This window comes from Collimonas fungivorans, assembly GCF_001584145.1.
Taxonomy (GTDB): domain Bacteria; phylum Pseudomonadota; class Gammaproteobacteria; order Burkholderiales; family Burkholderiaceae_D; genus Collimonas; species Collimonas fungivorans.
Window position 1 is genome coordinate 4,727,816 of sequence record NZ_CP013232.1, and the last position, 14,942, is coordinate 4,742,757.

11 protein-coding genes and 1 pseudogene are annotated in these 14,942 nt (G+C 60.9%); 5 read left to right on the forward strand and 7 right to left on the reverse strand.

What is annotated here, in order from left to right; all coding sequences use genetic code 11:
* Positions 1-51 precede the first annotated feature (51 nt).
* From CFter6_RS25210 to CFter6_RS20790, 4 genes are all read right to left on the reverse strand, one after another.
* Entirely contained in the window at positions 52-999 is a 948-nt protein-coding gene (locus tag CFter6_RS25210; protein ID WP_082814919.1) for a fimbrial protein, read from the reverse strand.
* Positions 1,000-1,165: 166 nt separating this feature from the next.
* Entirely contained in the window at positions 1,166-3,850 is a 2,685-nt protein-coding gene (locus CFter6_RS20780; RefSeq protein ID WP_082814920.1) for a fimbria/pilus outer membrane usher protein, read from the reverse strand.
* Between the two features lie 132 nt (positions 3,851-3,982).
* Entirely contained in the window at positions 3,983-4,750 is a 768-nt protein-coding gene (locus CFter6_RS20785; RefSeq protein WP_061541535.1) for a fimbrial biogenesis chaperone, read from the reverse strand.
* A gap of 100 nt (positions 4,751-4,850) precedes the next feature.
* Positions 4,851-5,420 (reverse strand): fimbrial protein, encoded by a 570-nt coding sequence (locus tag CFter6_RS20790; RefSeq protein WP_061541536.1) that lies wholly within the window; start codon positions 5,418-5,420, stop codon positions 4,851-4,853.
* Positions 5,421-6,074: 654 nt separating this feature from the next.
* Between CFter6_RS20790 and CFter6_RS26980 the strand changes: the two are divergent.
* Positions 6,075-6,614 (forward strand): annotated as a pseudogene (locus CFter6_RS26980) (ESPR domain-containing protein); the annotation flags it as partial.
* 21 nt (positions 6,615-6,635) lie between these two features.
* Complete coding sequence (locus CFter6_RS20795) at positions 6,636-8,039, forward strand: YadA family autotransporter adhesin (protein WP_236904435.1); 1,404 nt, start codon at positions 6,636-6,638, stop codon at positions 8,037-8,039.
* A gap of 366 nt (positions 8,040-8,405) precedes the next feature.
* Here CFter6_RS20795 and CFter6_RS20800 read toward each other — a convergent pair whose 3' ends face one another.
* The 3 genes from CFter6_RS20800 to CFter6_RS20810 form a co-directional block, all read right to left on the reverse strand.
* The gene (locus tag CFter6_RS20800) at positions 8,406-8,984 is read right to left on the reverse strand and encodes a YceI family protein (protein ID WP_061541538.1); all 579 of its coding nucleotides are present in this window, start codon (positions 8,982-8,984) and stop codon (positions 8,406-8,408) included.
* Positions 8,985-9,009: 25 nt separating this feature from the next.
* A complete protein-coding gene (locus CFter6_RS20805) occupies positions 9,010-9,570 on the reverse strand; it encodes a YceI family protein (RefSeq protein ID WP_061541539.1) in 561 nt (186 codons plus the stop codon).
* A gap of 147 nt (positions 9,571-9,717) precedes the next feature.
* Positions 9,718-10,278, reverse strand: coding sequence for a cytochrome b (locus tag CFter6_RS20810; RefSeq protein ID WP_061542505.1), 561 nt, complete (start codon positions 10,276-10,278; stop codon positions 9,718-9,720).
* 115 nt (positions 10,279-10,393) lie between these two features.
* Here CFter6_RS20810 and CFter6_RS20815 point away from each other — a divergent pair, with 115 nt between their 5' ends.
* From CFter6_RS20815 to CFter6_RS20830, 3 genes are all read left to right on the forward strand, one after another.
* On the forward strand, positions 10,394-11,281 hold the full coding sequence (locus CFter6_RS20815; RefSeq protein ID WP_061541540.1) for a LysR family transcriptional regulator: 888 nt from the start codon (positions 10,394-10,396) through the stop codon (positions 11,279-11,281).
* Between the two features lie 316 nt (positions 11,282-11,597).
* Positions 11,598-12,869, forward strand: coding sequence for a tetratricopeptide repeat protein (locus tag CFter6_RS20825; RefSeq protein ID WP_061541542.1), 1,272 nt, complete (start codon positions 11,598-11,600; stop codon positions 12,867-12,869).
* A complete protein-coding gene (locus CFter6_RS20830; protein WP_061541543.1) occupies positions 12,869-14,932 on the forward strand; it encodes an O-linked N-acetylglucosamine transferase, SPINDLY family protein in 2,064 nt (687 codons plus the stop codon). The genes CFter6_RS20825 and CFter6_RS20830 overlap by 1 nt, the downstream gene beginning before the upstream one ends.
* Positions 14,933-14,942: the final 10 nt, after the last annotated feature.

A 14,942-nucleotide genomic window follows, 5' to 3' on the forward strand; every position in this document is an offset into this window, starting at 1 on the left:
AGGTAATCCAGTTCAGCCTAGCCTTAAAAACTATGGGTAGTCATGTCCGGCTCAGTTGTAGGTCATGGTGAATGTGGCAGCGCTGTTAGCCACGCCAGGGTTGACAGTGGCTGCCGTCTGGTAATACCGCGCAACCAGCGGGATGTTGTAGGTTCCTGCCGCTGCGGCAGTGCCGGTAGCGATGGGAACGCCCAAGGCAACCGGAGTACCGCCATGCACCAGCTGCACCCCCGCGCCTTGCGCGGTCGTGCCGGCCGAAGGAGACAATGCCAACACGCCCGCGATGCCGGAACTGTCGTGAGTGCCGTCCAGCGTGATATTGACCCTGGTTCCGGCATCACAATCAAGAGCAACGTTAAAATTGGAGCCGGGCGTCTCCACAGTGGCGCCGGGACCGGTAAACCTGTTCAGATTGACGTCCCCCAGCGGCACCGAGATCGCGGCGTTGGAGACGGAACAAGAGACAGGAACGATTTGTCCCCCGCTTCCTGCATTGATATAAGTAATCCAATAGTTGCTCTTAACAGCAAAACCCGCATACCGGCCCAGAGTTATCTGTCCAGCAGAAACAGGGCCGGTTTTGATCAGTTCGACGGTCCAATTTGCATTAATCAATGAAAAGGTTCCAGCGATGGTAGCTAGCTCAAATGGAACAACTCGTGGAGTGGTCTGGTTGACAAACGTAATACGGATTCCGACACCCGCCACATTTGTCGGGGCAATGCCACTCACTGGAACCCAGCCGTTTGTATAGGCCGAATTTAATAAAGTGCTAGCGCCTGTACAACTCAGATACTCCTGGGTGCCGGCCACCAAAGGTGTAATTATTGAAGATATAGTGCTGCCAACCGGCAAATCTCTTTGAACAGGGATGGTCGCAGGGAAGTTGAAGGTTATTGTTTTCCCGCTCCATCCGTTGAGAGCAGAACACGCAGCCATCGAGGGCAATGAGTAGGTCGCCAATAAACAAGCTACCCCGGTTAATAATATTTTCTTCATGCAATGGCTCTCTATATAAAATTTCTTCGTTCGATATCTAAAAGCAGTAGGGTGGGCACCCGTGCCCACGCAGTGCCCCAGGCGTTCGTGCCGCGAGCGTTCGAGCTACGTACCGTCCGCGTGGGCACAGGTGCCCACCCTACCTGCTCGCATGCAAGACAATCGCTCATGGACGGGGGCTGCAAACTCCCTCGGCCAGGGTTGCATTCATTTGCCGCTTGCCTTCCGGCGGCAGCACATAGCTGATGCGGCACTGGCTGCCTGGCGCATCACCCCACTTGACGGTCAGGCTGCCGCTATCGGCAACGCCGCGCACGAAAGCCTTGCTGCCCTGCCCGACCACCCCGACCGCTTGCCCGGCTTCATCCAGCACCTCAGCCGCAAACGGCATCGGCTTGCCATCCTGCTGCATGGCCTTGAGCACCACGGCGCGGCCGCTGACCGTTTCGAACTTGAGCAGGCTGACCGCGCCCAGCGTCGGCGCCACGGTCTGCGTGGTTTCCTTCAGCTCGACGCTGTCGGCCGTGCCCTTGGGATCGACGCCGACGACATTGTTCTGGAACGGCGTCAGGTACGGCACCACGCCGTAGCCGCGGCGGTCCAGGCTGACGTTGGAAACGTTGGTGAGGCCGGCGCCTTCGGCATCCGGCGCATGCACCAGGCCGATGGTGTCGCCCAGGCTCTGCGCCAGCGCCACGCCGCCGCCATGCACCACCACGCCGCCGTCGGCGCCGAACGAGAGTTGGCCGCGGTCGCCGTACTGGCTGTAGCCGGCTCGTAACAGGGCGCTGCTGCCGCGATAGCCGCCGCTGAGGTTAAAGGCATTGCTGCTGCCACCGTCGCCGCTGCGGTGGTCGGCGGAAACGGCATAGTTGATGTTGCCCTGCTCGCCCAGGCTGCCGTTGACGCCGACATTGAGCCGGTTGCTACTCTGGTCGCCGCTGTTGCGGGTCAGCGTGCTGGTCAGGTTGGGCGCACGGACAGCACGGCCTAGCGGCATGCTCAGGGTCAGCATGATGCTGTTGTCGATGCGGCCTTTGTCGTAACCCGGGCCGAAGAAAACGCTGTCGCTTTGCTGCTGCCCTTCCCCATCCAGCGGCGCGGCCTGGATGCGCGAACGCTGCACCGACAGGTTCCAGCTGACGCTGCTCCAGGTTGAACCATAGCCGGCGGAAAACGAGGTCTGGCGTCCCTGGCGGCTGCCCCAATAGTCGACCGAACTGCCGTACAGGCTGAGCGTGCCCGGGCCGACTTTCTGGCTCAGGCTGAGGTCGAGGCGGCTCTTCTGGCGCGCATACTGGTTGATATCCTGGCCGCGGCTGGCGAGGTCGCGCAGGTTCACTGCATCCGGCAAGCTCAGGTAGCCGCTGGTCGAAAAACGATAGGCGCCGAGCGCGAAATTGGTGCCCGTTTCCGGGATGTTCTTGTTGTAAGCAACGCCATAGCTTTGCCCCTGCAACGCGCCGTGGCCCGGCACGCTGGTGCGCGAGGCCGTGGCATCCATCGAGATCGCGCCGACTGGCGTAGCGAACGCGGTGCCGAGCTTGGCTTGCGTATAGCCGTTGGAGACGGTGGCGCCGCCGTACAGGGTGACGGCGTTGCTGACGCCATGCTGCAGCGTGGCCTGCATCACGAACGGCGTATCGCCTTCGACGCCATATTGTTTCAGCTGGCCGGCGGCCACGCTGTACTTGGTGGTATCGGCGCGCAGTAATTGCGGCAGCGCTGCGTAAGGCACGACAAAGGTATTCTTGCGGCCGCTGGCCTCGGTCACCGTGACCGTCAGGTCGCCGCCGTAACCGGTAGGATAAAGATCGTCGATGACAAACGGCCCGGGCGCCACCGTGGTTTCATAAATCTTGTAGCCGTTCTGGTGGATGCTGACCGTGGCGTTGCTCTCGGCAATCCCGCGCACCACCGGCGCATAGCCTTGCTGCGATTGCGGCAGCATGCGGTCGTCCGAGGCCAGGCGGACGCCGCGCAGGCGCACGCTGTCCATGATCTGGCCGCTGCTGAAGCTGTCGCCGATGACCAGCTGCGATTGGATGCCGGCGATGCTGCGCTGCAGATAGGTCGCCGTGTTCTGGTAGGCAGTGCGGCCGCGCTGTGAATTCCATCCCTGCGAACCCTGGTGGCGCAAACGCCATTCGCCCATGTTCACGCCGGCCGTCAAGCCCAGGTAGGATTGCGTGCCACCGTCGCCGCTGGTGGCGGCGGCGCTGCTGAAATTGTATGACAACATGGCGGCGTTGATGCCGTTGTCCCAATGCGCCGGATCGACATAACCGCGCGCCGACAGGTTCATGAAGATTTGCGGAATGCTGACCGACAATACCTGCTGGCCGGCATCGAAGGCGGTGGTGGCGCCCGGTATCCAGTTATCCAGGTCGCCGCACAGCGGGCCTTCCGGGATCTGCCGCTCAACCACGTCAGCCGTGTCGGCCGCACCGGGACGGCCGCCGCCGCGCGCCACCTTGTCCGGATCGACGCCCAGCTGCACCAGCATGGCGCGGTCGAAACAGGCTGCCGCGCTATCCTTGCCATCGACGGCGCCGAAGCGGACATCGCGCCGCCCTTGCAGGTTTTCATTGACGATCACATCGACGCGATAGGTCCCGGGCAACACCACGTTGCCTTTTTCAAAGCGCGAAAAATCGGCCCCTGCCATGCCGCCGTTGGCAAACATGCCGGCGTCGAACGACATCGCCGCAGCTTTAGGTTCTGCGGCCATAGCGGGCGCCGCCAGCACGCCGGAAAACATGCCGCCGATCAGCAAGCTCAGCAAGCGCGGCTGCAGCAGCGGTTCGGCAGCTGCGGTACGGCGGGTGTTCGGCTTGCTTGGTGACGGCATAATTTTTCCTAAAATCGGTGGGGTGGGCGCTGGTACTTGCTGTGCCCACGCGGAAATTCAAATCACATACATATCTATCCGGGCGTGTGCCCGGTCATTGCGGTTCAGCCAGCGTGGGCACAGGTGCCCACCCTACGGCTGCAACGCCGCTTGCATCGGCACGAAAGCGCCGTAATCATTGATCATCGAAAACTGCACATGGGCGCCGGCCGGCAAGGTGGCTACCTTGTCCTTGAGCAGGTAACGCTGGCTGCCGCCGGGGGCCACCATTTCATACTGGTCGCTGTGGTTCAAGCGGGCGTCGGGCTGGGCGCCAAGCGCCAAGGCGACATCCTGGAACGACACGTAATAAGGGGTGGGATTGCGCACTTCCAGCACACTGCCCTGCTCGGTCTTGAGCAAGGACCAGCGCAGCTGGGCTGCCGCATCTTGCGGCGTGCCGGGCAAACCCTGGGGACGGAAAAACACCTTGGTGCGGATGCGGAAGCCGAAACGCAGCTGGTTCTCGCCGTTCTCCAGCTTGGGCGGCACCTCCAGCACATTCAGCCAGAATGCCGATTCCTTGTCGGCCGGCAGCGGCTCCTTGGTATAGACCATGCGCAAAGACTGGCTTTTGCCAGGTTCCATGCGGAACACCGGCGGCGTGATAGTAAACGGCACATCGCTCTGTTCCGGCGTCAGTTTTTCATTGCCGCTGTCGAGCCATACTTGCACCAGGCGCGGCAGCTTCTTATCGTCGTTGGTCAGCTGGATGGTGATTTCCCGGCTCTGCGCCGGATAGACCTGGCGCGTGCCGCCGATCACCACGCCGGCCTGTGCCGGCAACATCGTCAGCCAGCCCGCAACACACAATAAGGCCAGGCTCAGGGTGCGTCGCAACGCATGACTTGGATAGCGCATTTTATTTTCTCGGTAAAACGGTAAATTCGGACGGCAAGTTCGTCCAGCCAGCGTGGCCGGACGAAGACGGCCCGCTTAGCAGGGGCCGAAGCGGTTTGATCTAAGGAAAAATCACGGTGTAGCGAACGTTGGTGTCCACCAGGCCGACAGTAGATGCACCGCCGACGGCGATGTATTGCGCCTGGAATGGCAGCACTGCAGTGTTGCCAGCCACTGTCACTTCAGCTGAAGGAGTGCCGGTAGCCAGGTTGAGTGGTGCATTGGCAGCGTTGCTGTCGAGGATTTGCACTTCAACGTTGGTCGCAGGGGTTCCCGTAGCCAGGTTTGCCAGGTTGCCGGTTACCGGATTGATCGCTGCGCTGGTGGTATCGAACAGGATCGCGGCACGGGTGCCGTCCGGGCAAGTAGCGCCAGCGTCAGCGCCCAGCATGATGGAGAAAGGCTTGGCGGCAGCTACGGCGCCGGCAGCCGCCAGTGCGGTTGTTTGCACGGGCAGCAATTGAACGGAGAAGTCGCTGCCGGTGCCTACCGTGCCAGGGCCGCCGCTGACGGTGCAGGTCTGGCCTTTGATTTCACCGGTGATGGTGATGGTGCCGTCCACGGCGAAAGCCGGGGTGGCGATGAAGCCGGCTGCTGCTAGCAGGGCGACGATTAATGCATTTTTTTTCACAATATATTCCTGGTGGGTTAAAGAAATCTCCTGTTTAGGAGCCAGGGAATTTTATTTTTTGTGAAGGAAAAAAGATGGAGGGGAAAGATGAGAGATATGTAGGAAAAGTCCTCAAATAATAATTTTGTAAGCTTTTACTTGAATGGTATTTCGTGTCGCCTCTACACAATGGAGGATTGCTGCCGTAGGAACAAAGTACCCCGGAAGCAACCACAGCTTGCTGTCCTGTGTCAGCGATCGGGTCACCATGAGAGCCGGCGGCCATGCCGTCCAGTGGCGCTGATCTCGACTATTCCCAGCTGCGCCATCCTGGCTTGCGTCCGGCCGTAGGGTGGGCAAGATTTTTTTGCCCACGCGGTACCGCACCATGGCAGCGTCCGCGTGGGCACAGAGTGCCCACCCTACGACTCCGGTCGTGCGAGAACGATTCTCGGGCGTCGCTCAAACGCAGGTCTGTACCACAAAGAAACATCCAGAATTGCGAAATTATTACGCCTTTCACAATTCCTTACACTCCTCCCGGCAAACACCCCGTTAACAGATTTTTCCTACAGATAGGCAGGACTGCGCCGACAGATATCCACGTCGTTGAAACCTAAAATCCGTCCGTCAAAAGTTTTTTCGTTCAGTTCATTGTTATTAATCGGAGGTTTTATGAATCAATCGTTTCGTGTCATTTTTCAAGCTGCCAGCGGTGCTTATGTCGCGGTTTCTGAATTAACCAAGTCCAAAGGTAAAACCAAGTCCAGCCGTGCGGTGCGCCACGCCGTCGCTGCAGCTGTATTGGCGCTGGGTGCAGGCGCTAGCATGGCAAGTGCATCTGATGTCTGTAATTTGCCTGATGGTAGCCAAGGTATGCGCAATACCGAAGGCACGTGTGAGATCAGTACAGCCCAAAACAGTGGGATTCCAGCTGTATCTGGTACATCAAGCCATTCCTCTTCGACCATTACTCCTTTTGATGCAAGTTTTCCTGCCAGTCCAGGTATTGCGATTAATGTTGGTGGTGGAGGCACCATTATTACGGGGCAAGAGAACGACATTGCGATTGGTTCTGGCGCCCATGCTAACGGGGGAACCGCTAATGTTGGTCTTAGCGGTTCAACCGCAATTGGTTGGGGCGCTCACTCAGGCGTAGGATCCATTGCCATAGGGGGCACTGCCTCGGCTACTGTCAGCAACGCTGTGGCTTTGGGTAGTGCGGCAAACGCGTCCGTGTCAGAATCCGTTGCTATCGGTGCATCCGCCACTGCCAGTTCGGCTAACTCGGTAGCATTGGGTGCTCACTCGGCCACTGGCACACGTACCAATGTTGTATCGATCGGTACTGTCGGCGGCGAACGCCAAATCATCAACCTCGCTGCCGGCACAGCCGACACCGACGCCGCCAACTTCGGCCAATTGAAAGCCACCGGCGCCAGTATCGCCGATGCACTGGGCGGCGGTTCGGTTGTCAATCCTGACGGCACCATCACCATGCCGACTTATACCTTGCTGGACGGCAGCACCGTCACCGGCGTCGGCGGTGTCGTCAACAACTTCGATCAACGCGTATCTGACCTGGCTACCTCGATTGGCGACGGTACCGTCGGCCTGGTGCAGCAAAATGCAGCGACCAGCAACATCAGCGTCGCCGCCGCGACTGGCGGTACTTCAGTCGACTTCACCGGCACGGACGGCGCCCGCAGCTTGAACGGCGTGGCCAACGGTTTGATTGCTGCAGGCAGCTTGCAAGCCATCAACGGCAGCCAGCTGTTCCAGATGCAGGCGGATTGGGATCAGAAATTGCAGGACCTGACCACCGGTACGATCGGCGATTTCCAAACGCAACTGGACCGCTTGAACGGCCAGGTGTCGAATCAAGGCGATCGTCTGGACGCGATTGAACAGGGCATCGCGGACGGCACCATCGGCGGCGGCGATAGCACCACAAACCCGGCAAATGGCAACAGCCAGATCGGCACCGGCGCGATTGCTTCCGGCAAGGACGCGACAGCGATCGGCAACGGCGCGATTGCTTCGGGCGACAACAGCACGGCCACCGGCACCAACTCGTCAGCCACCGGCAGCAACAGCACGGCAACCGGCGCCAACTCGGTTGCCAGCGGCAGCAACAGCACCGCCAACGGCGCCAACGCCAAGGCTACCGGTGAAAACAGCACTGCACTGGGCGCCAACTCGTCGGCCACCGGCAGCAATTCGGTCGCCATTGGTGAAGGATCTGTCGCAGACCGCGACAACAGCGTCTCCTTCGGTTCGGCCGGCAACGAGCGTCAGCTGACCAACGTCGCCGACGGCACCGCGCCTACCGATGCCGTCAACAAGCGTCAGCTGGACGGCGCGATTGCCGGCGTCAACGACCGTATCGACCGCCTCGACACCCGTGTCGACGAAATGGGCGCGATGAGCTCGGCCCAGGCGCAGATGGCGATGAGCACCGCCGGCCTGCTGGGCAATAACCGCCTCGGCGTCGGCATCGGCGCCCAAAACGGCCAGTCGGCCCTGGCGCTGGGTTACCAGCGTGTGTATGGCCAGGGTACCCGTACCCTGAGCTTCGGCGGCGCGGCTTCGACGCGCGGCACGGTGTCGTTTGGCGCCGGCGCAGGGTTCGCCTGGTAACAGCCGCCGCGGTCCTTTTCCCATCATGGGAAAGGGACCGATGGTTTCAGATTTACTCTCTCCGTTTGGCCTTCCTCAGTTTCTGGGGAAGGCTTTTTTTATTTGGATCACCGATCTTCATCCATTTCTTAAAATCAGAAATGACGGATCGATTCTGAAGGTAATTGCAGTATAGTCAGGAACTGCGTGGGCACAGGTGCCCACCCTACAACAGCCGGCCCGCGTATATTGGACGTAGGGTGGGCAGGTTTTTCTGCCCACGCTGAATTGGATACCTGACGCGTGGTTCCGCGTGGGCACGGGGTGCCCACCCTACCTTGAATACGGGACGCGCGGTTCCGCTTGGGCATGAGTACCCACCCAACATCAATCGGCCTTCACGCCTTCGACCTGGATCTGCAGCTTGGTCAGCATGCTGAAACCTTCCGACTTGCCGTAATCGACGCCGAAATCGGCGCGGTTGAATTCGGCGGTGGCGTTGGCGCCGCAGACTTCGCGCTTGAGCATGGGATCCATGGCGCATTTGAAGGCGTCGATCTTCAGGTTGAGCGGCTTGGTGACGCCATGCAGGGTGAAAGTGCCGATGACTTCAGCCGGCTGCTCGCCGTTGAAGCGGATCGATTTGCCTTTATATACGGCGCCGGGGAATTTTGCGGTGTCGAGGATTTCAGCCGAGCTCACATGCTTGTCGAGCGCGGCGTTGCCGGTGCTGATCGAGGCGGCGTCGATCTGCACTTCCATGGTGCCGGTCTTGGCGGCGCGGTCGAGCACGATCACGCCCTTCGATTTGGTGAACTTGCCGCGCCAGACCGACATGCCGCCATGGTCGACCTCGAAGCTGGGATAGGTATGGGTGGGATCGAGGTTATAAGTGGCGGCAGCGGCAAAGGCAGAGCCTGAAAAAGCGGCGGCGGCGACGGCAGTGGCTAGATAGAGGTTTTTCATTGTATGGTCCTTATGGATAAGATGATTATTTGCTAGGTACGACGAGGTGGAACTTGATCTGGACTTCATCGGCAACCAGGCTGGTGTCTTTCCACTCGCCGCTGCCGACGTCGAACTGCAGGCGCTTGATCGGCAACACGCCGTCAAATACCTGAGCGCTGCCTTGCTTGCTGTATTGCACCGGGATCACGACATCGCTGGTTTTTCCCTTGATTTTCAGGCTGCCGGCGACGCTGTAGCCAGCGCCGCTGGCCTTGATCTGCGTTGATGTGAAAGACGCTGTCGGGTAAGCAGCGGCGTTGAACCAGTCCTTGCCGGCGACTTCCTTGTTGTACTCGGCGGCGCCGATATCGAAGCTGGCGACGTCGATGTCGATTCTGGCGCGGGCGGCTGCCAGGTTGGCGGGATCGAACTGGACATCCGCGCGCACTTGCTTGAACTTGCCTTCGACCGGTACGTTGAGCTGCTTGAACACGACCGCTACGCTGGATTTGGCATCGGCGGTGGCGGCTGCGGCCAATACGCTCGCGCTCAACAACACGGCGGCGATGGCGCAGTAAAACGGATTGAAGCGTTGGTGTTTCATATGGTTTCTTTCAAAATAATTGCTGCTTGCATTTTCCATTCGTAGGGTGGGCACCTGTGCCCACGCGGAGGTAGCGTGACGCGACTGTCGGCGATACCGCGTGGGCAAAAAAACCTTGCCCACCCTACATGTCTACGATGGCGATTTTCAGGATGACGATTTGCGGCCGGGAAGCATGCGCGCCAGCAGCGGCTGCCGGTCCAGCAGTTCGTGCTTGACGACGCCCAGCAGATGCGCTCCCACGATCAGCAGCAAGCCGTAGTTCATCCAGATATGCACGGTCTTCAGGACTGCGGCGACAGCCTGGTCCGGAGCGATCAGCGTCGGCAACGGCAGGATGCCCAGGTAGACCACCGGGATGCCGGCCGCCGCGGTGTAGAAATAGCCGCTGACGGGGATGGCCAGCATCAGGCAGTACAGCAGGAAGTGGGCGGCGTGGGCGGCCAGCTTCTCCGAGGCGTGCATGGCCTGGCTCATGGCCGGCGCCGCATGGGTGAAGCGCCAGGCCAGGCGCACCATGGCCAGGACAAACACGGTGACGCCTATCCATTTATGCCAGGAAAAGTATTTCAGCTTGGACGGCGTGATGCCAGGGATGTCGGTCATGATCCAGCCCAGGGCAAAACCCCAGACGATCAGGATGGCGACCAGCCAATGCAGCGCAATGGCGGTATTGGTATAACGCAAACTGTTTGGACGGGTAGGCATGTTCATACGATGCTTATGGCGATGTTTATGGAATAATGAAGTGCAAATATAACAACGTATTCTTATCCAAACAATCATATAAAATGAATCATTAATATCGATTTATTGGATATCCATGAGCAACGCCCCTACCCTGGAACAGCTGCGCACCTTCATTGCGGTCTGCGAAAGCGGCAGCTTCTCGGCCGCCGCCATCCGCCTCGGCCGCGCCCAATCGGTGGTGAGCTACACCATCGCCAACCTCGAAAGCGAACTGGGCATTGCCGTGTTCGAACGCAGCAAGCGGCGACCGGTGCTGACCCCTGCGGGCCGCGCCATCCTGGCCGATGCGCGCCGGCTCGACCTGCTGATGAGCCAGCTGTCGGCCAATGCGGCGGGCATGGCGCAAGGCCTGGAAGCCGAGATCGCGCTGGTGGTCGACGTCATGTTCCCGTTCCAGAAACTGACCGCGGCGCTGCAGGCCTTTACCCATGCGTTCCCCACCGTGGCCCTGAACCTGACCATGGAGGCGCTGGGCGGCGTCCTCAAACTGGTGATGGAGGGCGAATGTTGCCTCGGCATCAGCGGCCCCAACGGCAACTGGCCGGATGTGATCGAAACCGAGGCCCTGGGCGGCATCCAGCTGGTGCCCGTGGCCGCCGCCAGCCATGCGCTGGCGCAACGCGGGCAGATACGCATCGCCGAAGCGCGCGAACATACCCAGCTGGTCCTGAGCGACCGCAGCCGCCTGACCGAGGGACAAAGCTTCGGCGTCTACGGCGCCCGCATCTGGAAATTGGCCGACCTCGGCGCCAAGCACCGGCTGCTGCTGGCCGGCCTGGGCTGGGGCTCGATGCCGCTGCACCTGGTGGCAAACGACCTGGAGGCGGGAACGCTGGTGCGCCTGGACCTGGTCGACCGCTTCCGCTCGGACTACAAGATGTCGCTGATCAACCGCATCGATACGCCGGTCGGTCCGGCGTTGCAGTGGATGAAACAGCACCTGAAGCAGGAGATGGCTTAAAAGATCACAAGGCAATTTCCGCGTGGGCACAAGGTGCCCACCCTACCCCCACCTCATTCGCCGTAGGGTGGGCACCCCGTGCCCACGCGGTTACCTGTCGGTGCAGAAGGCTTAAAATACTGTAGGAAAAATCCCTATCATCGTTTCTTTGTCAGTTTCACCCGATTCTTTCTTCATAATTACGGCTTGACTGAATGCGCCGGCAATGTGCTTCTCCAACCGGACGCAAACCCTCTCCTCGCACGCAGCAGACAGGTGAACTCGCAGCGACCGCATGCTGGTTTTCACGGAGGAGCAATCCGCAGAAAGAAGACACATGGCAAAGAACAGAATACCGGCCCGGCGCGCCAATCCGCCGCCGGCACAGATGCAAGCACGCCTGCAAAAGCTGGCGATCGATTTCCGCATGGCGCTGGCCAATGGCGACCACGCCGCCGGCCGCAGCCTGGCGGAGCAGGCGCTGGCCATCGTGCCAGGCAACATGACGGTGCTCGGCGATTACGCGCTGTGCCTGATGCGCACCGGCGCCTACCAGCAGGCTTACCAGGTCTACATGCAGATCCACGACGCCCCTCCCGCCCAGCGGCAGCAGGCGTCGGCTACCTGGCTCGACGGCCTGGCGGAAGTCTGCGGCTGGCTGGGGAAAAACGACGAACTGCGCAGCTACGGCAAGCGCTCATTGACCGAGGCCGACGCCCGATTCAGCCAAGGCCATCACTGGCCGCTGCCGCCAGGCAAGCCGCCTGCGTTCGATCCTTCCCAGCCGCAGCAAAACATCATTGCCTACAGCCTGTACGGCGCCAATCCGCGTTATTGCGAGAGCGCGGTAGTCAACATCCAGGCCGCTAGCGAGCTGTTCCCCGGCTGGAGCTGCCGCATTTATCTCGACGACAGCGTGCCGCAGCACGTGCAGCAGCGGCTGCAGCAGGCCGGCGCGCAGGTAATGCAAATGAGCTTCGGCCCCGGCATGCCGCCGGTAATGTGGCGCTTCCTGGTGATGGACGATCCCTCGGTGCGGCACTTCCTGGTGCGCGACGCCGATTCCCTGCTGTCCGAGCGCGAACCGGCTGCGGTGCAAGAGTGGCTGGACAGCGGACGCTGGTTCCACCACATGCGCGATTACTTCACCCATACCGAACTGCTGCTGGCCGGCATGTGGGGCGGCAGCAACGGCGTGTTTCCAGAGATCGCGCCGCTGATACAGCAATACATCGCCAGCTACCAAGGGCCGGCGCGCTTTGTCGACCAGTACTTCCTGCGCGAAGTCTTGTGGCCCACCGTGCGCCAGTCAGTGCTGTGCCACGATGAACTGTTCGATTTCCACAACCCCCGGCCGTTTCCACCGCACCCGCCGATCCGCTGGAACACCGATAAATTCCATGTCGGCAGCAACACCAGCTACCAGCAGATTACCGGCGCCAGCACGCTGGCCGACGGCGCGCAGCAGACGCTGCTGCTGTGGCGGCAAGGACAGTCGCAGGAACTGGCTTACACGGCCCTCGTGCGCAATGGACAATGGAGTCTCAACCTGCCGTTTTTCCTGGTCGATGAATTCGCTGCCGGCAGCCTGCGAGTGGAGATTGCCTGATGAAACATCGACACGCTCAAGTAAAAAAGCTTTCTCCCCACCAGCAGGCGGACGAAAACCTTTATAACCGTGCGCTGCAAAGCTACCAGCAGGGCAACTACGACAGCGCCCTCAAGGATTGCCAGCGCCTGCTGGCGCGGCCGCTGATGGCGGGCCGGGTGATCTTGCTGGTCGGCGTGATCCAGTACCTGCAGGACGATCTGGCGGCAGCGGAGATATCGCTGCGCGAAGCGGTCAAGAAAAATGGCAACTCGGAAGCTTACTTCAATCTGGCGCTCACCCTCGGCGCACAGCACAAGTCGCAGGAAGCCGAAGCGGCCTACCGCAAAACGCTGGCGATGAATCCCGCGCAGGCGCAAGCCTGGAACAATCTCGGCAATATCTTAAGGCACGGCCATGATCCGCTGCGCTTCCAGGAGGCGGTGGACTGCTATCAGCGCGCCTTGCAGATCCGTCCGGACTATACGCGCGCGCATACCAATCTTGGCTTGACCTATGTGCAGCTGAAAGACCGGGAAAACGCCGAACGCCATTACCGCAAGGCGCTGGAACTGGAGCCGCATTTTGTCCCGGCGCTGACCAATATGGCGGCGTTCCAGGAGGCTGGATCGCAGCCTGAGCTGGCGCTACCGTATTATCAAGAAGCCCTGCGGCAGCACCCAGAGAGCATCAGGTTGATGGCGAACGTCATTTCGCGGCGCCGGCAACTGGCCGACTGGTCCGACCAGAACGGTCCGCAACCGACCGACCTGGTGCAACGCATGTCAGCCGGCGATGACGAGGCGTTCGGCCCTCTTCATATGCTGGCCTGGCCGGAATTTTCCGCAACCTCGCAGCGTGAAGCGGGGCGCCTCTTCGCGCGCTCGCATCTGGCGCGCGAACTGGCCGAGCCCCCCCTGGTATCCGCAGTCTCGCCCTACGCAGGACGGCGCATCAGGCTGGGCTACCTGTCCGCCGATTTTCGCAACCATCCGGTGACGCATCTGATCACTGACGTCATAGCCCACCATGACCGTGAAAACTTCGAAGTTTTCCTGTATGCCTATGGCCCCGTGGTGGAAGATGCACAGCGCAAGGCCCTCCGGCAGGCGGCCGAGCATTTCATCGATGTCAGCAGCATCTCGGACAGCGACGCCGCCCATCGCATCAGGGACGACGGCATCGACGTCCTGGTCGATCTGACCGGATACACTACCTTCGCCCGCCTCGGTATCACCGCAAGGCGGCCGGCGGCGGTGATCGCATCCTGGCTGGGTTATATCGGTTCATTGGGCGAGCCGCGCCTGGCCGACTATGTGATCGGCGACGCCGTCGCCACGCCGCCGGAACATGCGGATGATTTCAGCGAATCGCTGGCCCTCATGCCGCACTGCTACCAGCCCAACCAGGCGCTGGCGCCCATCGCAGCGCCGCCCGACAGGCAGTCGGAAGGATTGCCCAACGATGCTTTTGTCTTCTGCAGTTTCAACCAGTGCTTCAAGCTCACACCAAGCCTGTGGGACGACTGGTGCCAGATCTTGAACGCCGTGCCGCACAGCGTGTTATGGCTGGCGCCGATGAACGCTGCAGCATGCAGCAACCTGCGCCGCGAAGCGCAGCAGCGCGGCGTGGCGCCCGAGCGCCTGGTGTTTGCGGCGCGGCGCCCGCTGGCGCAGCATCAGTCGCGCCTGGCGCTGGCCGACCTGGCGCTGGACACCATGCCCTACAACTCCGGCACCACCGCCAGCGACGCCTTGCGCGCCGGCGTGCCGCTGGTGACGGCGGCGGGCAGCACCTTTGTCAGCCGCATGGCCGCGAGCCTGTTGCATAACCTGGGGATGGACGGATTGATTGCAGCCGACCGGCGCAGCTATGTTGACCTGGCCATCGCGCTGGCCAGCGATCCCCTGCGCTTGCAGGAATGCCGCAGCACTCTGGAAAATGCCTTGCAGGCTTCCAAACTGTTTAATCCAGAAATTTTTTCCACCGACCTGGAAAACCTGTTCCGAGCAATGCTGGCCCAACGTGCGCGCGGCGAACGCGGCGTCGTGACAACAGACGATGCGCCAAACAAACGCAGCTAACTGGGGTCGG

What these genes read in the sequence shown, in the direction of transcription:
- CFter6_RS25210 (WP_082814919.1), bottom strand. Translation starts at nt 999, where the DNA reads ATGAAGAAAATATTATTAACCGGGGTAGCTTGTTTATTGGCGACCTAC.
- CFter6_RS20780 (WP_082814920.1), bottom strand. Translation starts at nt 3,850, where the DNA reads ATGCCGTCACCAAGCAAGCCGAACACCCGCCGTACCGCAGCTGCCGAA.
- CFter6_RS20785 (WP_061541535.1), bottom strand. Translation starts at nt 4,750, where the DNA reads ATGCGCTATCCAAGTCATGCGTTGCGACGCACCCTGAGCCTGGCCTTA.
- CFter6_RS20800 (WP_061541538.1), bottom strand. Translation starts at nt 8,984, where the DNA reads ATGAAAAACCTCTATCTAGCCACTGCCGTCGCCGCCGCCGCTTTTTCA.
- CFter6_RS20805 (WP_061541539.1), bottom strand. Translation starts at nt 9,570, where the DNA reads ATGAAACACCAACGCTTCAATCCGTTTTACTGCGCCATCGCCGCCGTG.
- CFter6_RS20810 (WP_061542505.1), bottom strand. Translation starts at nt 10,278, where the DNA reads ATGCCTACCCGTCCAAACAGTTTGCGTTATACCAATACCGCCATTGCG.
- CFter6_RS20815 (WP_061541540.1), top strand. Translation starts at nt 10,394, where the DNA reads ATGAGCAACGCCCCTACCCTGGAACAGCTGCGCACCTTCATTGCGGTC.
- CFter6_RS20825 (WP_061541542.1), top strand. Translation starts at nt 11,598, where the DNA reads ATGGCAAAGAACAGAATACCGGCCCGGCGCGCCAATCCGCCGCCGGCA.
- CFter6_RS20830 (WP_061541543.1), top strand. Translation starts at nt 12,869, where the DNA reads ATGAAACATCGACACGCTCAAGTAAAAAAGCTTTCTCCCCACCAGCAG.